The sequence below is a fragment of the Sinorhizobium sp. KGO-5 genome, assembly GCF_036245905.1.
Taxonomy (GTDB): Bacteria; Pseudomonadota; Alphaproteobacteria; order Rhizobiales; family Rhizobiaceae; genus Sinorhizobium; species Sinorhizobium meliloti_A.
In genome coordinates, this window is sequence record NZ_BDIZ01000012.1 from 43,586 (window position 1) to 62,439 (window position 18,854).

An 18,854-nucleotide genomic window follows, 5' to 3' on the forward strand; every position below is an offset into this window, starting at 1 on the left:
TCGTGAAGACCGAGCCCGAAAGCTTCATCCGCGCCAACACCGACATTCTCGCGCCGCCGCACGTGCCGGAAATCCGCCTGCATCTTGCGGGCGAGGCGCATGAATTGTGGCTGAAGACCGAGGAAGAGCTGGAACGGATCGGTCTGCCGCCGCCCTTCTGGGCCTTCGCCTGGGCGGGAGGGCAGGGGCTTGCCCGCTACGTCCTCGATCACCCCGAAACGGTGCGCGGCCGCCGCGTCATCGATTTCGCCTCCGGTTCCGGCCTCGTCGCCATCGCGGCGAAGTTGGCCGGCGCCGATGAGGTCACCGCCGCCGACATCGACCCATGGTCCGAAACGGCCGCGCGGCTGAATGCCGGGCTCAACGGCGTATCGCTCGCCTTCACCGGAGACGATATCGTCGGCTCGGAACGGGCGGCCGATGTCTACCTCGCCGGAGACGTCTTCTACGACAAGAGCTTCGCCGATCTGCTTCTGCCCTGGTTCGACGCGCTCGAACGTGCCGGTGCCGTCGTTCTCGTCGGCGATCCGGGCCGGGCCTATTGTCCACGCGGGCGGATGACTGACCTTGCGACCTACGAGGTGCCGGTGACCCGGGCGCTCGAAGACAGCGAGGTGAAGCGCACGACGGTCTGGCGGTTCGGTCCGGCTGTCGCCGCGGGCGACGATTGAGGGGAACGTCCGGCCTCTACGGCCGGACGACGCAGACGCCGTGCTCCCAGGAGCAAGCACTGGCGTTTACCTGCGGCGAGACGATGATGATCTTCGCGCGTTTCGAAGATGGGTTGGCTGCTGCGGTCTCGCCGGCAAAATAGGCGTAGCCGCCGTCCCGGCTGAAATAGATGCCGTTTCCTTCATCGCGGAACGCCGAAAGGCCGCCGGCATAGGTGCCGATGTCCGGAATGGGTGTCGGGAAGTCGTAACTCCCATAGCTGCCGTAACCGCCGGACGCGTATCCGCCGCCATTGATAACGATCACAGGACCACGATCCCGACCGGGGCGAGCGTAACGATGCCGGGAGTATCCGGGCCAGGGATATCTCGGCCGGACATGCCGGGTGCGGGTCTGAACATCGAGCAGGCCCCTGGAATCGGCAGATGCGAAACCGCCGACGGTCGTTACTGACCGGTGGCGCGCCTTGCGCCAGGTGTGATGGGGCGTGCGATGCTTGATCCGGACATGGCGGGTTCGGGTCTCCACATTGCCGAAACCGTCGCTTTCGGCGGCCCGTGCCGGCAAACCGGCGAGCATCGCAAGTGCGAAGGCCACCACTAGAGCTTTGGCCGCGCGGACCATTTGCGAGGGGTTCATGTCTCGCTGCCTCCGGATCATCATTAACAAACCGTTAAAGTGCATCCTGCGGCAACCGACGGGAAATGTCACGGATTCAGCTGGGTTTTTTCGTGCATATCGTTAAAAGGCCGGATGTCTCTGCGAGGCGGGAAAATGCCGTTTTCCGTCAAATCGATTAAATTGATTTTGCACTGCAAACACACTTGTCGTGAAGCCCTATGGTGATTAAAGGTCCGGGTGACTGAATTGCGCACAATCGGGTGCGATACCGGACGAAAAGAGTCCAGTTTTGGACGCATATCCGGTCATCCCGCGAGGTTCCGATGACGAATGTCACAAGAAGCCGGCCGCTCTCGCCGCATCTTCAAATCTACAAGCCGATCCCCACCATGATCATGTCGATCATGCACCGCATCACCGGCGGCGCGCTCTATTTCGGCACCGTCCTGGTGGCGTGGTGGCTGATCGCCGCTGCTTCGGGCGCTGCCTACTACGACTGGGTGAACTGGCTGTTCGGCACGTTCATCGGCAAGGTCGTCCTCTTCGGCTATACCTGGGCCCTTGTGCACCATCTGCTGGGCGGCATCCGCCACCTCGGCTGGGATCTCGGCTACGGCTATGAGAAGCACTTCGCGACGAGAATGGCGAAGGCCATGATCGTCGCATCGGCGACGCTGACGCTCGTCATCTGGGTCGTCGGCTACCTCGCTCGTTAAGGGACTTCGACATGAATATGCGCACACCTCTCGGCAAGGTCCGGGGTCTCGGTTCGGCAAAGGAAGGCACGGATCACTTCTGGCGGCAGCGCCTCACGGCCGTCGCCAGCATTCCTCTCACGATCTTCTTCGTCGTCTTTCTCGCCCATTATGCGGGCGCACCGCATGCGGAACTGATCGCGGCCCTTGCGAACCCCTTCGTGGCGGTTGCCATGGGTCTGATGGTCGTCGCCGGCCTCGTTCACATGAAGATCGGCATGCAGGTCATCATCGAGGACTACGTCCATGCGGAGGGCGCCAAGATAGCGCTTCTCATGCTCAACACATTCTTCACGATCGCGGTCGGCGGGCTCTGTCTTTTCGCCGTCCTGAAGATCGCTTTTGCAGGGTAATTTCGTCATGGCATCGATCAGTTCACCCGCTGCAAACGGCAAGGCATATCAATATGTCGACCATTCCTTCGACGTCGTCGTCGTCGGCGCCGGCGGGGCGGGCCTGCGCGCGACGCTCGGCATGGCCGAGCAGGGCCTGAGGACGGCCTGCATAACCAAGGTCTTCCCGACGCGTTCGCACACGGTCGCGGCACAGGGCGGCATCGCCGCTTCGCTGCAGAACATGACGCCCGACTGCTGGCAGTGGCATCTTTATGACACCGTCAAGGGCTCCGACTGGCTCGGCGATGTCGACGCCATGCAGTATCTCGCAATGGAAGCGCCGAAGGCGGTCTACGAACTCGAGCACTATGGCGTTCCGTTCTCGCGCAACGAAGAAGGCAAGATCTATCAGCGCCCCTTCGGCGGCCACATGCAGAACTACGGCGAAGGGCCGCCGGTGCAGCGCACCTGTGCTGCCGCCGATCGTACCGGCCACGCGATCCTGCATACGCTTTATGGCCAATCGCTCCGGAACAATGCCGAATTCTTCATCGAATATTTTGCCATCGACCTGATCATGTCGGCTGACGGGCGCTGCACCGGCGTGGTCGCCTGGAACCTCGACGACGGCACGATCCACCGGTTCGCCGCCAAGATGGTGGTGCTGGCGACCGGCGGCTACGGCCGCGCCTATTTCTCAGCGACCTCGGCGCATACCTGCACCGGCGACGGCGGCGGCATGATTGCGCGCGCGGGTCTGCCACTGCAGGATATGGAATTCGTGCAGTTCCATCCGACCGGCATTTACGGCGCAGGCTGCCTCATCACCGAAGGCGCCCGCGGCGAGGGCGGCTATCTGGTCAATTCCGAGGGCGAGCGCTTCATGGAGCGCTACGCGCCTTCTGCCAAGGACCTTGCCTCGCGCGACGTCGTTTCCCGCTGCATGACGATGGAAATCCGCGAGGGCCGAGGCGTCGGCAAGAACAAGGACCATATCTTCCTGCATCTCGACCATCTCGATCCCGCAGTGCTGCACGAACGCCTGCCGGGCATTTCGGAATCGGCCAAGATTTTCGCCGGCGTCGACGTCACGCGCGAGCCGATCCCGGTGCTGCCGACCGTTCACTACAATATGGGCGGCGTGCCGACCAATTACTGGGGCGAAGTGCTGAACGCGGACGGCCAGAACCCGGAGCGCATCGCGCCCGGACTGATGGCCGTCGGCGAAGCCGGCTGCGCCTCGGTGCACGGCGCCAACCGGCTCGGCTCGAACTCGCTGATCGACCTTGTCGTCTTCGGCCGCGCGGCGGCGATCCGCGCCGGCCAGATCATCGACCGCAACGAGGCGGTGCCGGACGTCGACACGGCCTCCTGCGACCGCATCATGGAGCGTTTCGACCGGCTGCGGCACGCCAACGGCACCACGCCCACGGCAGTGCTGCGTGACAAGATGCAGCGCGCCATGCAGGAAGACGCGGCCGTGTTCCGTACGCAGGAGTCGCTCGAATCTGGCTGCCGTCGCCTGTCTGCGATCTGGAAGGAACTGCCGGACGTCAGGGTCACCGACCGCTCGATGATCTGGAACTCGGATCTCGTCGAGACGCTGGAGCTCGAAAACCTGATGGCCAACGCCATCACCACGGTCTACGGCGCCGAGGCGCGCAAGGAAAGCCGCGGCGCGCATGCGCGCGAGGACTACAAGGATGGCCCGCTCGCCGGTCGCGACGACGTCAACTGGCGCAAGCACACGCTTGCCTGGGTCAACGAAGCGGGCGACGTCCGGCTCGATTTTCGTCCGGTGCACACCGAGCTGATCGCCGAAGGCATCGATCCCTACAAGATCGAGCCGAAGGCGCGCGTCTACTGATCTCGAGGACTAAGGCACATGGTTGAACTCGCTCTCCCCAAGAACTCGCAGATCACCGAAGGCAAGGTGTGGCCGAAACCGGTCGGTGCGGCGAACCTGCGCGAATACCGGGTCTATCGCTGGAATCCGGACGACGGCAAAAACCCGCGGATCGATACCTATTACATCGACATCGACGATTGCGGCCCGATGGTTCTGGACGGTCTGCTCTACATCAAGAACAATATCGATCCGACGCTGACGCTGCGCCGCTCCTGCCGCGAAGGCATCTGCGGCTCCTGTGCGATGAATATCGACGGCACCAATACGCTCGCCTGCACCAAGGGCATGGATGAGGTGAAGGGCGCCGTGAAGGTGTATCCGCTGCCGCACATGCCCGTCGTCAAGGACCTCGTGCCCGACCTCACCAATTTCTATGCCCAGCACCGTTCGATCGAGCCCTGGCTGAAAACGGTTTCGCCGACGCCGGCCAAGGAATGGCGGCAGAGCCACGAAGATCGCCTGAAGCTCGACGGCCTCTATGAGTGCATTCTCTGCGCCTGCTGCTCGACCTCCTGTCCGAGCTATTGGTGGAACGGTGACCGCTATCTCGGCCCCGCCGTCCTCCTGCAGGCCTATCGCTGGCTGATCGACTCCAGAGACGAGGCGACCGGCGAGCGTCTCGACAATCTCGAAGATCCGTTCCGGCTCTATCGCTGCCACACGATCATGAACTGCGCCCAGGCCTGTCCGAAGGGGTTGAACCCCGCCAAGGCGATCGGCGAGATCAAGAAGATGCTGGTCGAGCGGCGGTTCTGACCCTTCCGTCCTGCAGGTGTTCTCAGCATCATTTCAACGGCGGGCCTCGGCCCGCCGTTTTGCTTTCACGTCCGTCACATCGACGTGTTGCTAAGTGATTTGAAACGCGCCGCCAGGCAGTTAGGTAATAGCCGAGGATGGAGGGCCGCCGATGCTTCGCCTGCTGCTCGGTTTTCTCGTCGCTTGTTTCATGCTGCTGCCGGCGCGGGCGGCAGAACCGCAATATGCTATCTTCGCCGGCGGCTGCTTCTGGTGCGTCGAGAGCGACTTCGACGCCGTGCCCGGCGTTCTCGAAACGATCTCCGGCTATGCCGGCGGCAAGAGCGCGAACCCCACCTATGAAGATTATTCGAGGGGTGGACACCGCGAGGTGGTGCGCGTGAAGTTCGACCCGGACCGGGTCTCCTATGCGGCGCTCGTCGGCGTCCTGTTCCGTACGACGGACCCGACGGATGACGGTGGCCAGTTCTGCGACCGGGGCTTCGCCTATACGACCGCGATCTATGCGCTGAACGAGCGGCAGGCGATGGACGCGAAGGCGGAAAAGATCAAGGCCGAGGCGGAGCTCGGCCGGCCGATCGTCACGCCCGTCGAAGGCGCAGCGAAATTCTGGCCGGCGGAAGACTACCATCAGGACTTCGGCAAGCGGAACCCGATCCGCTACTGGTACTATCGCAACGGCTGCGGCAGGAACCGAACGGTCGAGAAGCTCTGGGGCGATCGCGCCTATGCAGGCGTCGATCATTGATCGATTGCCCCTCATCCGCCCGTCGGCATCCTGCATAAGAAGTGTTGGATAGGATTCGGTATGCAATTGACCGGTTTGCTTTCGCGCCCGGCCTCTCTTCAAGCCCATTTGCGGGCGTAGCCCGCGTCAATGCGTTTCTCGAAGCGCGCTCCTTCGCTGTCCGGAAGGCATCCTTTCTACTTTCGGATGACGACGCGCAGACGGCGTTGCGCCGCCGCTTGCTTGACCAGGGTGGCCACCTTGCGAACGAAAGCCGGGCTGAAGGTGCCGATCGGCGTTGTCGATGCGAGATCATAGGCTTCGTCGAGACGGAGCAGATTGTACTCGTCCAGGATCAGCCAGGACGGGAAACGGAGCCCGCCACGGCGGCATTCGATTTCGCTGACGGCAATGTGGGCGATCGACGGATCCGGACTCCGTGAGGTGATCGGGAACAAAAACAGCTTCACCGGCTCCGTCGGTGTCTTCACCAAAAGGCAAACCGGCCGCTCCTTGCGGCCCGATTCCTCACCGTCGCCGGCTTGCCTCGCCCAAAGATAGTAGCAGCGAAGGACGTCACCGGCCTTGAACATCGTCGTCATCATCGCTGGCAATGATCGCATCGAGGCCGGTCATGAGTTCATCATGAATATCGTCCGGCGCATTCTCGAGCGTGTAGGCGGCCGCGTGAGGTCGGCCAACCAATTTCTGATACTGAGCAGCGGACAGGATGACGAGCTTTTCCTTCCCGCGCTTGGTAAGTGCCACGGGCTCGATCAACGCTGCCTCGAGGATCTCGCCGGACGCGCGATTCATTTCGCTGAAAGTGAATTGCTTCATCTGCGTCGCTCCGTTCCCAATATACGTAAAATACGTAAATTATGCGGCTACGTCCAGCGCTGAGTTGCCCCGTGGCCCGACTTGGGTGAGCGCGTCAAACTGCGGCTCGATGTCCTCCGCCACTGCAGGCTTCTCCGGGCTGCATCGTAGACCTCGAGGGAGCGCCATCGACGAGCGCGGCGGACCCCGGTCGATCCGCCGTATCCCGCGTCAGCGCGCAGCCCAATTCGCGCCGCGGCGGAAGATCGTGCGCATCTCGGGCACCTCGAATTCCTTGGCCACATGCCCGAGCGAGGAGTAGAAGACCCGGCCTTTCCCATGCTTGCGCTTCCAGACCACCGGCATCGTCACGCCTTCGATCCAGGAGGCGTGCTCGCCGGAGAAGGTGGTCGTTGCCAGCACTTCGTTGGACGGATCGACATGCATGTAATATTGCTCCGAGGTATAGGGAAAATCGGAGATGCCCTCCATCAGCGGATCGTCGGGGCGCGTAATGTTCACGCGATAGTCGATGATGTTGCCCGGGTGAGCCACCCACTGGCCGCCGATGATGAACTGGTATTCGACGCTCTCGCGGAAGGCATCGCCCGCGCCGCCGTGATAGCCGGCGATACCGACGCCGCCCTCGACGGCCGCGGCAAGATTCTTTACCTCTTCCTTCTCGATCTTCGACATCGTCATGATCGGAACGATCAGCGACAGGTCGTGGATCGACGGATCGGCGAAGGCTTCGGTCGTGTGTTCCAGATAGACCTTGAACCCGTCCTCCTGCAGCATGTCGCGGATGATATGGGCGCATTCCTGCGGCTCGTGCCCGCTCCAGCCGCCCCAGACGATCAGTGCCTCGCGCATTCTCATTCCTCCTCAAATTAGACTAGCGGCCGATGCGGCCGTCGACGAGCGATTGCGACAGAGGTGCCGGCCGCTCGGCTTTCGTGCTGATGCTGACGGTGGAACCGGTATCGGCCGCCTTGTGGAACGCTTCCATGACCTCCAGCACGTGCAAGGCGAGGTCTCCGTTTGCCCGGTGCGGCCGGCCCGAGCGGATGGCATGTGCCATGTCGGCGACCCCGATCGAGCGGTAATTGCCGTCGGCATAGGGCTCGCTCGTCGCGGTCTGCTCGAAGGCGCCGCCCTTTTTCAGTAGCTCGATCTGGCCGCCGAAATGGTTCGGATCCGGGACGATCAGCGTGCCCTCGGTTCCATAGAGCTCGAGAGGCACATGCCTGTGGCCCGCCACATCGAAGCTCATGCCGATCTGCACGACGGCTCCATTCTCGAAGGCCATGATGCCGGCGACATGGGTCGGCACGCGGACGGGGATGCGTTCGCCGTTGCGCGCCTCGCTGGTGATGGTCCGCTCCTTCCGTGCCGCCGTCGCAAATCCGGCAACCTTGGCGACGGGGCCAAGGAGGTTGACGAGGTCGGTGATGTAGTAGGGACCCATATCGAGCATCGGCCCGCCGCCGACGTCGTAATAGAAGTCCGGATTGGGATGCCAGCGCTCGTGACCCGGGCACATGAAGGTGGCGGTGCCGCCGACGGGCGTGCCGAGCACGCCGGAATCGACGATCGCGCGCGCGGTCTGATGCGAGCCGCCGAGAAAGGTGTCCGGGGCGGCGCCGATCCGCAGGCCTTTCTCGCGAGCCAGCGCCACCAGCTTGCGTCCGTCAGCGAAGTCCGTGGCGAGCGGCTTTTCGGAATAGGTGTGCTTGCCGGCCTCGAGGGCCTGCATGGCGACGGCCACGTGCGCCTTCGGCACGGTCAGGTTGACGATGAGCTCGATCGACGGGTCCGCGAGGAGATCGGCGACGCCGCGGGCCTCGACCTTGAACTCCGCCGCGCGCTCTTCGGCAAGGTTGCGGTTCAGGTCGGCGATGCCGCGGATGTCGAGGATCGGAAAGGCTGCCATCGCCTTCAGATAAGCCGACGAGATGTTGCCGCAGCCGATGATGCCGATACCGAGTTTTTCCATCAGTCTCCTCCCGAAATGGATACATAAGTTCGGCGCAGCGCATCAAAGCGCCGGCGCCGGTCCGGTCGTCCCCCAGGGGGACTCGTAGAGTTCGCACAGCGCCACGACCGCCGCCCCCTGAGCCCAGGTCTCGTCGGCCGATTCGTCGAAGACGAGTTCGGCCACCGTCGAGATCGAGGGCGGGATCGCGTTCTGAAAGGACCGGCGGATGCTCTCCACGAAAACGGTGCCGAGCGACAGGCTCGAGCCGACGATGACGACGCGCGGCGGTCCGAACAGCGTAACGATGTTGGCGACGGCGAGCCCGACCGCTTCTCCGGCCCGCGAGGCGGCCGTGGTCAGCGCTTCGTCGTCGGCGGCGATCAGCATCTGCGCATGCGTCATGCCCCGTCCGAGGCGCACCGCCTCGGCGAATCGCCCGTCCATCGGGTGTTCGCCGAGAATCGCGTTCTCCCCGGCGAGCGTCGAAAGGCGGACGGTACGGCTCCCGCCGACGCCGAGCACAAGATCGCCGAGATTGTGGCTCAGGCCCCCGGCGCCTCGGAAAAGCTGGCCGCCATGCAGCACGCCAAGCCCGAGGGTCTGCTCCAGCGAAACGAGAACCATATCGTCGAGGTCGCGGGCGCGACCGAACCAGTGATGGGCAAGCGTGATGGCGTGCGCGTCGCTCTCGACGATCGTCGGGACGTTGAGCCTGCTCGTCATTTCGCTTGCGAAATCGACGTCCGTTTCCCGGAAGATCGGGCTGGAGCGGACGTGACCGGTGCGGTGTTCGACCACGCCCGGCAGGCCGATGCAGATCGAATCGATGTCGTCGAGCGAAAGGTCGGCGTCGACCACGCAGCGGCGCACGCCGTCCTCGATCAGATCGGCGATGACGGCGATCGGCTGGCGGTCGACCCGGATCGGCAATGTCAGGTCGGAGAGTACCTCGCCGCGAAAGTTGGTGACGGCGAAAACCATACGATTGGCGGCGATCTTGGCACCGACGACGCGAGCGGCCTCCGGGTCGAGCTCCAGCATGACGCGCGGGCGACCCCTTGCGGCAGCGTTGCGGATATCGCCCTCGTGCCGGGTCAGGATGAGGCCATCGTCAAGCAGCGACGCGGTGATCGCGGAAACGGTGGTCGTGGACAGTTCGGTGCGTTCGCTGATCTCGACGCGTGAAATGGGGCCATGCCGGCGGATCGTATCGAGCACGTTGAAGCGATTTATCGCGCGCATCAGTTCGGGATCGGCGGTCTTCATCGGTCTTCAGTATGCTCGCATGCTCGATTGGCTGGCTGGGCGGGTCAAATCATTTAGCAGGAATACGAATTAAATAACGGGCAATTAGCGCCTCCTGTCAAGCGGAGCTCCCGAAATATTCGCGACGACTGTTGACATTTGCCGGCATCTCCTCTGAATTAATCCGCATCGGGGACAAAATGAAGAGGACGTTTTGCCCCCCTTTGAAGGAGTTTGGGAGGAGAAAAATGATGATGCTCGAACGCGGGTCGGCGCCTCTGCGCGCCACCAGACTTTCCGCGCTTGCTGCCGTAGCCGGCATGGCGCTTCTCTTCGATGCGAGCCACGCATCCGCCGATACGGTGGTCAGGTGGCTTCATCTGGAGACTGTTCCGGCCCATTTAAAGATGTGGGAGGACATCGCTGCAAAGTACGAATCGGAACATGCGGGCGTCGATATTCAGCTCCAGTTCCTGGAAAACGAAGCATTCAAGGCGAAGCTGCCGACGCTTCTGCAGTCGGACGACGCGCCTCATTTCTTCTATAGCTGGGGTGGCGGCGTGCTGAAGCAGCAATCCGAGACCGGGGCGCTCATGGATCTGACGGAGGCGATGCGCGCCGACGGCGGAGCCTGGGAGAAGAGCTACAATCCCGCTGCGCTCAAGGGCTTCACCTTTGACGACAGAATTTATGCGGTTCCCTTCAAAATGGGAACGATCAGCTTCTTCTACAACAAGGAGCTCTTTCAGAAGGGTGGCGTCAAGGCCGAGGACATCAAGACCTGGGACGATTTCCTCACGGCCGTGAAGACGCTGAAGGAGGCCGGCATCACGCCGATCGCCGGCGGCGGCGGCGACAAGTGGCCGTTGCATTTCTACTGGAGCTACCTGGTCATGCGCAATGGCGGCCAGCAGGTTTTCGAGGATGCCAGGAACAATGAGGGCGAGGGCTTCCTGCATCCGTCGATCATCAAGGCCGGCGAGCAGCTCGCCGAACTCGGCAAGCTCGAGCCGTTCCAGGGCGGTTATCTCGGCGCGAGCTGGCCGCAGACGCTCGGCCTCTTCGGCGACGGCAAGGCGGCGATGATCCTGAGCTTCGAGACGACCGAAGCCACCCAGCGCGCCAATTCCGGCGACGGCAAGGGCCTCGCGCCAGAGAATATCGGCCGCTTTCCCTTCCCCGCCGTCGAGGGCGGGGCGGGTGCTGCCACCGACACACTGGGCGGTCTCAACGGCTGGGCGGTAACCAAAAATGCTCCGCCTGAAGCGCTGGATTTCCTGCGCTACCTGACCAATGCGGAAAACGAGCGGCTGATGGCGAGCATCGGCATGATCGTCCCCGCGGCGGCAGGGGCCGAAGATGGCGTCACCAACCCGCTTGTGCGGGCTTCGGCCGACCAGCTCGCGGCCTCTACCTGGCACCAGAACTATTTCGACCAGGATCTCGGCCCCTCCGTCGGCCGCGTCGTGAACGACGCTTCGGTCGAAATCGTCTCCGGACAGATGTCCTCGGAAGAGGCGGCCCGGATGATCCAGGACGCCCGCGAACTCGAATGAGTGCGTAAGCGAGGGCGGCGGGAGCTCCCGCCGCCCGGCTTTCCTTCGACCATCCGGAACGAAAGGTGCGAGGACGAGATGACCGACGCGACTGCGACGATCACCGCGGTGCCGGCCACGGCAAGCCGCAAGAAAGTGCGGTACAAGAGCCCGACCGTGCGCGGGCGCCTGCCGGTGCTCATCCTCTTTCTGCCGCCGGCCCTGCTGCTGTTCACGGTCTTCGTCATCCTGCCGATGGGAGAGGCGGCCTGGTACAGCCTCTATCGCTGGAACGGCTACGGAACCCCGACGCAGTTCGTAGGCCTGCGCAATTTCGAGGTGCTGTTCAACAATGCGGCCTTCTCGCGGGCGCTGATCAACAACGGCATCATCATTCTCGTTTCGGTGCTCCTGCAGATTCCGCTCGCCCTCTGGCTTGCTATGATGCTCGCGCACAGGATCGCCGGCGTCGTCGCCTTCCGGCTGATCTTCTTTCTGCCCTACGTGCTGGCGGATGTCGCGGCCGGGCTCATCTGGCGTTTCGTCTATGATGGCGACTACGGGCTCGTGGCCGCGGTCGCCGGCTTCTTCGGCGTCGCCACCCCTTACGTGCTCGCCGACCGCAGCCTTGCCATCTATGCGGTGCTTGCCGTGATCATCTGGAAGTATTTCGGGTTCCACATGATGCTGTTCATCGCCGGCCTGCAGGCGGTCGACAGGAGCGTGCTCGAAGCTGCCGAGATCGACGGAGCGACCGGTTGGCAGAAATTCCGTTACGTGACCCTGCCGCTCCTCGGCTCGACCGTCAGGCTGTCGATCTTCTTCGCCGTCATCGGATCGCTGCAGCTCTTCGACCTCGTCATGCCCCTCACGGGCGGCGGGCCGTCGAACTCGACGCAGACCATGGTGACCTTCCTCTACACCTACGGCGTCACCCGCATGCAGGTGGGGCTCGGAAGCGCGGTCGGCGTGGTCCTCTTCGTCATCTGCGTCACGCTCGCTTTCGGCTACAAACGGATATTCATGCGCCATGACTGACACGACTTCTTCCGTTCGCATGACCGCAGCCACCCGCCTCTATCTCTACGTGTCGCTGTCGCTGGTGGCGATGCTGGTCCTGCTGCCCCTGGTCACCACGGCGCTCGGCGGCTTCAAGTCGCTCGGCGATCTGCGCGTCAATCCTTTCGGCCTGCCTTCCGAATGGCTGTGGTCGAACTATCTCGATATCCTTTTCGGCGACCGCTACTGGCGGCAGATGCTGAACTCGCTGTTCATCGCGGCCATAACGGTGGCGCTGACCGTCATCGTTTCGGCCATGGCCGCCTTCACCTTCGCCCATGTCAGGTTCTTCGGTTCGAACCATTTGCTGAACTACTTCCTGATCGGGCTCATGTTCCCGGCGGCAACGGCAATCCTGCCGCTCTTCATCCGCATCCGCGATCTCGGCCTGCTCGACACCTATTGGGGCGTGATCCTGCCTCAGGTGGCCTTCGGCCTCGGCATGAGCATCCTGCTTTTCCGCAATTATTTCCGGAACCTGCCGGAAGAACTCTTCCAGGCCGCCTTCGTCGACGGCTGCGGCTACATCCGCTTCTTCTGGTACATTTCCCTTCCGCTTTCCCGCCCCATCGTCTCGACGGTCGGCATCATCACCTTCGTGCATAGCTGGAACAGCTACATCCTGCCGCTGATCATGCTGAACACGGAGGCGAAATATCCCTGGCCACTCGGCATCATGGTCTATCGCGGCGAGTTCGGCACCGATTGGCAGCTCGTGCTCGCCTTCATCACGCTGACGATCCTGCCGACGGTGATCGTCTTCTTTCTCGCCCAGAAGCACATCATCGCAGGCCTGACGGCCGGCGCGGTGAAATCCTGAGCCCTTTCCTGACGCGTCGTTCCAAGGAGAAAGCACATGGCATCCGTCGAACTCAGGGACATCCGCAAGAGCTATGCTGCGCTCGAGGTGGTCCACGGCGTGTCTCTCTCGATCGCGGAGGGCGAATTCATCGCGCTCGTCGGTCCGTCCGGCTGCGGCAAATCCACGTTGCTGCGCATGATCGCCGGATTGGAAGAGATCAGCGACGGCGAGGTGCTGATCGGCGGCAAGGTGGTCAATCCGCTGACGCCGCGCGAGCGCAACATCGCCATGGTCTTCCAGTCCTACGCGCTCTACCCGCACATGTCGGTGGCCGAGAACATGGGCTTCAACCTCAAGCTCTCCGGTCTCCCGCGTCCCGAGATCGACAGAAAGGTCAGCGAGGCGGCGCGCATGCTGGCGCTGACGGAGCTTCTCGATCGCAAGCCGAGCCAGCTTTCCGGCGGCCAGCGCCAGCGCGTCGCCATGGGCCGCGCGATCGTCCGCGACCCGGCCGTCTTCCTGTTCGACGAACCGCTCTCCAATCTCGATGCCAAGCTCCGGGTGCAGATGCGCACCGAGATCAAGGCCTTGCACCAGAAGGTCGCCACCACCTCGATCTACGTGACCCACGACCAGATCGAGGCGATGACGCTCGCCGACCGCATCGTCGTCTTGAACGGCGGCAGGATCGAGCAGGTGGGCACGCCGCTGGAGCTCTATCGCACGCCCGCCAACCTCTTCGTCGCGGGTTTCATCGGTTCGCCGGCCATGAACGTGCTCGACGGAACGGTCGATGCGGATGACGGGGAGCCGGCGGTGCGCCTCGGCGACGGGTCGGCGATCCGCATCGCGCCCGAGCGCAAGGTGCGGCCCGGGCAGGCGGTCCGGATTGGACTGCGCCCGGAACATTTCGTCGCGGGCGGGGAGGGCAATGCCATTGCCGGCCAGACGCTGCTGGTCGAGCCGACCGGTGCCCAGACGCACGTGCTTTTCGAATTTGCCGGCGAACAGATAACCGCCGTCGTCGACGGCGACCACCCCGCCCGCCATGGTTCCCTCTTCAAGGCGGCGATGGACCGCAGCCAGGTCTATGTCTTCGACAGGCAGACGGGCGCGGCACTGTGAGCATTACACCCGGCTGTCCGCCGGGGCGGGCCATGTCCGTGTGAAGGCACATGCGAGCGAATCCGCCGGGCGTCTCAATCCTGCAACTGCCGGACGCGAAATGGCTTGCCTTGATTTGAAAGGTGGTTTTGCTGTAATTCGGCCTATATTATCGCGTTGCGTTATGGTTCGCGGACAATGTCGGGGGTAAAGATATGCGGGTTTCACATGCGGCGGCCGGGTTGGCGGTTGTACTTGCGCTAGCCGGATGCCAGCGGACGTCCTTCGGTGGTTTCGGGTCTCAGGATGTTTCTCGCGCTCCCGCTCCCCTGCAGGCGCAGCCCGTACCTTCCGTCTCCGCGGGGCAACTGCCGCCTCCGGCGGGGGCGTCGCAGTTCCCGGCCGCACCGACGACGGGCACCGCAGCGCCCGGCGCGGCGGCCGGCACGGAAGTGGCCGCAGCCACCAATGCCCTCGACGTAACGAAGGAGTCGATGGTCGGCAACTGGCGCGTTTCGAGCGCCGGCAGTTCCTGCGACATGTTCCTGACCCTCACCAATCTCGGCAGCGGTTCGCGCGGCGGCACGCGCGGCTGCGCCGGCGAGCTGACGGCCATGGGATCCTGGGAAGTGGCGGGCAAGCAGGTCGTGCTCAAGGACCGCAGCGGCAATCCGATCGCCCGGCTCTACAAGACGGCCGATGCGCGCTTCGACGGCTCGACCAATGGCGGGCAGCCGGTCAGCCTCAGCCGCTAGCGCGGAGGAGAAGTGTGTGCGGTTTCGCCCGCATCCCGCATCTCAACTTGCAAGAATCGATCACGACCGGCGATACGGCTCTGCGGCTTTCCAAGGCCTTTGGTACGACGCCGGAATTCTGGATTAATCTCCAAAGCCATTATGAACTGGAACGCGCGCGTGATGCCGCAGGTGATCTGAGCATTTCTCCGCTTCACGCCGCATGATGGACCAAAGCCGCAAAACCACGAAACGATAGAAGCGCATCGTGCTCAATCCCGACGACAGCATTCTTCGCAAGCTCGAGGCGCTCGTTGCCGCCGGCGAGCGGCAGCGCGACCCGGCTCAATTCGCAATCGCAAGACGGCTAGACAGCCTGACGGCAAAGCTCCTGGCGAGCCGCCCCTCGCGCAAGACCAATGCGCTCGGCTGGCTCTTTGCGGCGCGCAAAAAGGACCAGCCGCCGGTCAAGGGCCTCTATATCCACGGCGGCGTCGGGCGCGGCAAGACCATGCTGATGGACATGTTCTTCGACGCTGTACCGATCCAGCGCAAGCGCCGCGCCCATTTCCACGAATTCATGGCCGATGTGCATGAGCGCATCTACAGGCACCGACAGAAGCTCAAGAACGGCGAGACGAAGCAGGCCGATCCGATCCCGCCCGTCGCTTCCGATCTCTTCGGCGAAGCGCGGCTTCTGTGTTTCGACGAGTTCACCGTCACCGACATCGCCGATGCGATGATACTGGCGCGGCTCTTCGGCGAACTGTTCGCCAAGGGCTGCGTGCTTGTCGCGACCTCAAACGTCGAGCCGGACAATCTCTATCGCGACGGCCTCAATCGCGGTCTCTTCCTGCCGTTCATCGATCTTCTGAAGGCGAATGCCGAGATCATCTCGCTCGACACGGAAACGGATTATCGTCTGGGCAAGACCGATGGCACGCCCGTGTGGCTGTCGCCGCTCGGGCCCGAAACGGAAGCCGCCATGGATCGCGCCTGGTATCGGGAAACGGGCGGAGCGCCGGTCGCCTCGGCCGAGATCGGCCGCAAGGGGCGCACGATCCGCGTGCCGGCGGCCGCCGGCCGGGCCGCGCGATTCACCTTTGCAGACCTGTGCGCGCAGCCGCTCGGCGCCGCCGACTACCTTGCCATCGTCGCGCAGTACAGCACCATCTTCCTCGACCACGTTCCGCATCTCGGGCCGCACCTGCGCAACGAGACGAAGCGCTTCATCATCCTGGTCGACGCTCTCTATGATCAGGGCGCCCGCCTGTTCGCCTCGGCTGACGCCGAACCGCAGCATCTGCTGACCGCCAGGAAGGGCACCGAAGGCTTCGAATTCGACCGTACGGTTTCGCGTCTCATCGAGATGCAAAGCCAGGATTACGCTGCGGCTCACCCGCACAATTCAGCGGCGGAATGACGGTCAGGCGACAATAGTTCTTACGTTTACGTAAGATTTTTACGATCTAACCGATTGAATTTGCTCTGCCCAAAAGTATCGATTGATATTTTTCACTATGCCGTTTAAGGGCTTTCGGCGAAGGTTTGGCGTTTGCCGCGTTTCAGGCCTTGATCATTTTGGGATCACAAAGGAAGCACTTTCATGGCGCGCAACAAGATCGCACTTATCGGTTCGGGGATGATTGGTGGCACGCTGGCCCATCTCGCCGGCCTGAAGGAACTGGGCGACATCGTCCTCTTCGACATTGCCGACGGCATTCCCCAGGGCAAGGGCCTCGACATCGCGCAGTCCTCTCCGGTCGAGGGCTTCGATGCATCGATGACCGGTGCGAGCGACTATTCCGCGATCGAGGGCGCCGACGTCTGCATCGTCACCGCCGGCGTGCCGCGCAAGCCCGGCATGAGCCGCGACGATCTGCTCGGCATCAACCTCAAGGTCATGGAACAGGTCGGCGCCGGCATCAAGAAATACGCTCCGAACGCCTTCGTCATCTGCATCACCAACCCGCTCGACGCCATGGTCTGGGCGCTGCAGAAGTTCTCCGGCCTGCCGAAGAACAAGGTCGTCGGCATGGCCGGCGTGCTCGACTCTTCGCGCTTCCGGCTCTTCCTTGCGGAGGAGTTCAACGTCTCGGTCAAGGACGTCACCGCTTTCGTGCTCGGCGGCCATGGCGACACTATGGTGCCCCTCGCGCGTTATTCGACCGTCGCCGGCATTCCGCTGCCCGACCTGATCCAGATGGGCTGGACCACCAAGGAAAAGCTCGACCAGATCATTCAGCGCACCCGTGACGGCGGCGCCGAGATCGTCGGCTTGCTCAAGACCGGCTCGGCCTATTATGCGCCGGCCGCCTCGGCGATCGAAATGGCCGAGGCCTATCTCAAGGACAAGAAGCGCGTGCTGCCCTGTGCCGCTCATCTCTCCGGCCAGTATGGCGTCAAGGACATGTATGTCGGCGTGCCCACCGTGATCGGCGCCGGCGGCATCGAGCGCATCATCGAGATCGACCTCAACAAGGGCGAGAAGGAAGCCTTCGACAAGTCGGTTGCGGCCGTCGCCGGCCTTTGCGAAGCCTGCATCAACATCGCACCCAGCCTGAAGTAACCGCCATCCGGCCTATCAGACAGGAAAGAACCCATGAACATCCATGAATACCAGGCCAAGGCTCTGTTGAAGAGCTATGGCGCGCCGGTCGCGGAAGGCGTCGCGATCTTCTCCGCCGACGAGGCCGAAGCGGCTGCGAAGAAGCTGCCGGGACCGCTTTACGTGGTGAAGAGCCAGATTCATGCCGGCGGCCGCGGCAAGGGCAAGTTCAAGGAACTCGGCCCCGACGCCAAGGGCGGCGTGCGCCTGGCCAAGTCGGTGGACGAGGTCGTCGCCAATGCCAAGGACATGCTCGGCAACACGCTGGTGACCAAGCAGACCGGTCCGGCCGGCAAGCAGGTCAACCGCCTCTATATCGAGGACGGCGCCGATATCGACCGCGAACTCTATCTCTCGATCCTCGTCGACCGCTCCGTGGGCCGGGTGGCCTTCGTCGTTTCGACCGAGGGCGGCATGGACATCGAAGCGGTCGCCGAACATACGCCGGAGAAGATCGTCACCGTCGCGATCGATCCGGAAAAGGGTGTGACCGCTGAAAATCTGAAGACGCTCGCCGACGCGCTGAAGCTCGAAGGCGAAGCGCGCGCCGATGCCGAGAAGCTCTTCCCGATCCTCTACAAGGCATTCGTCGAAAAGGACATGAGCCTGCTCGAGGTCAATCCGCTGATCGTCATGACGAACGGCCGGATGCGCGTCCTCGACGCCAAGGTCTCCTTCGACGGCAACGCCCTCTTCCGCCATGAGGACGTGGTCGCGCTGCGCGACACGACGGAAGAGGACGACAAGGAAATCGAGGCGTCGAAATACGACCTCGCCTATGTCGCCCTGGACGGCAATATCGGCTGTATGGTCAACGGCGCCGGTCTCGCAATGGCGACGATGGACATCATCAAGCTCTACGGCGCCGAGCCTGCGAACTTCCTCGATGTCGGCGGCGGTGCCTCGAAGGAAAAGGTCACGCAGGCCTTCAAGATCATCACGGCCGATCCGGCGGTGAAGGGCATCCTCGTCAACATCTTCGGCGGCATCATGAAATGCGATGTCATCGCCGAGGGCGTGCTTGCAGCGGTCAAGGAAGTCGGCCTCAAGGTGCCGCTCGTCGTGCGCCTGGAAGGCACCAATGTCGAGCTCGGCAAGAAGATCATCAATGAATCGGGCCTCAACGTGATTTCCGCCGATGATCTGGACGACGCCGCCCAGAAGATCGTTGCAGCCGTGAAGGGAGCCTGAGGTT

General features: G+C 63.0%; 20 protein-coding genes and 1 pseudogene. 15 read left to right on the plus strand and 6 right to left on the minus strand.

What is annotated here, in order from left to right:
• Window positions 1–2: 2 nt before the first annotated feature.
• On the plus strand, window positions 3–671 hold the full coding sequence (locus BHD07_RS28730; protein ID WP_338284044.1) for a class I SAM-dependent methyltransferase: 669 nt from the start codon (window positions 3–5) through the stop codon (window positions 669–671).
• Between the two features lie 16 nt (window positions 672–687).
• Here the strand turns inward: BHD07_RS28730 and BHD07_RS28735 are convergent, their stop codons facing one another.
• Complete coding sequence (locus BHD07_RS28735; RefSeq protein WP_338284015.1) at window positions 688–1,311, minus strand: hypothetical protein; 624 nt, start codon at window positions 1,309–1,311, stop codon at window positions 688–690.
• 305 nt (window positions 1,312–1,616) lie between these two features.
• Here BHD07_RS28735 and sdhC point away from each other — a divergent pair, with 305 nt between their 5' ends.
• The 5 genes from sdhC to msrA all read left to right on the plus strand — a co-directional run bounded on the left by sdhC (window position 1,617) and on the right by msrA (window position 5,796).
• Complete coding sequence (gene sdhC, locus BHD07_RS28740) at window positions 1,617–2,009, plus strand: succinate dehydrogenase, cytochrome b556 subunit (RefSeq protein ID WP_018097306.1); 393 nt, start codon at window positions 1,617–1,619, stop codon at window positions 2,007–2,009.
• A gap of 11 nt (window positions 2,010–2,020) precedes the next feature.
• Window positions 2,021–2,401, plus strand: a complete 381-nt coding sequence (gene sdhD, locus BHD07_RS28745) for a succinate dehydrogenase, hydrophobic membrane anchor protein (RefSeq protein ID WP_100672783.1) — start codon at window positions 2,021–2,023, stop codon at window positions 2,399–2,401.
• Between the two features lie 7 nt (window positions 2,402–2,408).
• The gene (gene sdhA, locus BHD07_RS28750) at window positions 2,409–4,250 is read left to right on the plus strand and encodes a succinate dehydrogenase flavoprotein subunit (RefSeq protein WP_026168837.1); all 1,842 of its coding nucleotides are present in this window, start codon (window positions 2,409–2,411) and stop codon (window positions 4,248–4,250) included.
• 18 nt (window positions 4,251–4,268) lie between these two features.
• The gene (locus tag BHD07_RS28755) at window positions 4,269–5,048 is read left to right on the plus strand and encodes a succinate dehydrogenase iron-sulfur subunit (RefSeq protein WP_003531162.1); all 780 of its coding nucleotides are present in this window, start codon (window positions 4,269–4,271) and stop codon (window positions 5,046–5,048) included.
• 151 nt (window positions 5,049–5,199) lie between these two features.
• Entirely contained in the window at window positions 5,200–5,796 is a 597-nt protein-coding gene (gene msrA / locus BHD07_RS28760; RefSeq protein ID WP_338284017.1) for a peptide-methionine (S)-S-oxide reductase MsrA, read from the plus strand.
• 176 nt (window positions 5,797–5,972) lie between these two features.
• On the opposite strand, the gene BHD07_RS28765 is transcribed toward msrA, so the two are convergent.
• The 5 genes from BHD07_RS28765 to BHD07_RS28785 all read right to left on the minus strand — a co-directional run bounded on the left by BHD07_RS28765 (window position 5,973) and on the right by BHD07_RS28785 (window position 9,838).
• On the minus strand, window positions 5,973–6,368 hold the full coding sequence (locus BHD07_RS28765; protein WP_338284018.1) for a hypothetical protein: 396 nt from the start codon (window positions 6,366–6,368) through the stop codon (window positions 5,973–5,975).
• Window positions 6,352–6,615 carry a type II toxin-antitoxin system prevent-host-death family antitoxin gene (locus BHD07_RS28770; RefSeq protein ID WP_100672785.1) on the minus strand — a complete coding sequence of 88 codons (264 nt, stop codon included), beginning with the start codon at window positions 6,613–6,615 and terminating at the stop codon, window positions 6,352–6,354. Before BHD07_RS28770 ends, BHD07_RS28765 begins: the two co-directional genes overlap by 17 nt.
• Window positions 6,616–6,825: 210 nt before the next feature.
• Window positions 6,826–7,467 (minus strand): ThuA domain-containing protein, encoded by a 642-nt coding sequence (locus tag BHD07_RS28775; RefSeq protein WP_018097300.1) that lies wholly within the window; start codon window positions 7,465–7,467, stop codon window positions 6,826–6,828.
• Window positions 7,468–7,489: 22 nt separating this feature from the next.
• The gene (locus BHD07_RS28780) at window positions 7,490–8,590 is read right to left on the minus strand and encodes a Gfo/Idh/MocA family protein (protein WP_102761822.1); all 1,101 of its coding nucleotides are present in this window, start codon (window positions 8,588–8,590) and stop codon (window positions 7,490–7,492) included.
• Between the two features lie 42 nt (window positions 8,591–8,632).
• Entirely contained in the window at window positions 8,633–9,838 is a 1,206-nt protein-coding gene (locus tag BHD07_RS28785) for an ROK family transcriptional regulator (protein WP_338284019.1), read from the minus strand.
• Between the two features lie 230 nt (window positions 9,839–10,068).
• On the opposite strand from BHD07_RS28785, the gene BHD07_RS28790 reads away from it, so the two are divergent.
• From BHD07_RS28790 to sucC, 9 genes and pseudogenes are all read left to right on the plus strand, one after another.
• On the plus strand, window positions 10,069–11,373 hold the full coding sequence (locus BHD07_RS28790; RefSeq protein WP_100672813.1) for an ABC transporter substrate-binding protein: 1,305 nt from the start codon (window positions 10,069–10,071) through the stop codon (window positions 11,371–11,373).
• 78 nt (window positions 11,374–11,451) lie between these two features.
• Window positions 11,452–12,390, plus strand: a complete 939-nt coding sequence (locus tag BHD07_RS28795; RefSeq protein ID WP_100672789.1) for a carbohydrate ABC transporter permease — start codon at window positions 11,452–11,454, stop codon at window positions 12,388–12,390.
• A complete protein-coding gene (locus BHD07_RS28800; RefSeq protein WP_018097295.1) occupies window positions 12,383–13,231 on the plus strand; it encodes a carbohydrate ABC transporter permease in 849 nt (282 codons plus the stop codon). Before BHD07_RS28795 ends, BHD07_RS28800 begins: the two co-directional genes overlap by 8 nt.
• Before the next feature lie 36 nt (window positions 13,232–13,267).
• On the plus strand, window positions 13,268–14,338 hold the full coding sequence (locus BHD07_RS28805) for an ABC transporter ATP-binding protein (RefSeq protein WP_100672790.1): 1,071 nt from the start codon (window positions 13,268–13,270) through the stop codon (window positions 14,336–14,338).
• 194 nt (window positions 14,339–14,532) lie between these two features.
• The gene (locus BHD07_RS28810; protein WP_018097293.1) at window positions 14,533–15,072 is read left to right on the plus strand and encodes a protease inhibitor Inh/omp19 family protein; all 540 of its coding nucleotides are present in this window, start codon (window positions 14,533–14,535) and stop codon (window positions 15,070–15,072) included.
• 62 nt (window positions 15,073–15,134) lie between these two features.
• Window positions 15,135–15,278 (plus strand): annotated as a pseudogene (locus BHD07_RS28815) (helix-turn-helix transcriptional regulator); the annotation flags it as partial.
• Window positions 15,279–15,319: 41 nt separating this feature from the next.
• Window positions 15,320–16,474 carry a cell division protein ZapE gene (gene zapE, locus BHD07_RS28820; protein WP_100672791.1) on the plus strand — a complete coding sequence of 385 codons (1,155 nt, stop codon included), beginning with the start codon at window positions 15,320–15,322 and terminating at the stop codon, window positions 16,472–16,474.
• Between the two features lie 183 nt (window positions 16,475–16,657).
• A complete protein-coding gene (mdh, locus tag BHD07_RS28825) occupies window positions 16,658–17,620 on the plus strand; it encodes a malate dehydrogenase (protein WP_018097290.1) in 963 nt (320 codons plus the stop codon).
• A 33-nt stretch (window positions 17,621–17,653) separates the two neighbouring features.
• Entirely contained in the window at window positions 17,654–18,850 is a 1,197-nt protein-coding gene (sucC, locus tag BHD07_RS28830; RefSeq protein ID WP_018097289.1) for an ADP-forming succinate--CoA ligase subunit beta, read from the plus strand.
• The last annotated feature ends 4 nt before the right edge of the window (window positions 18,851–18,854 follow it).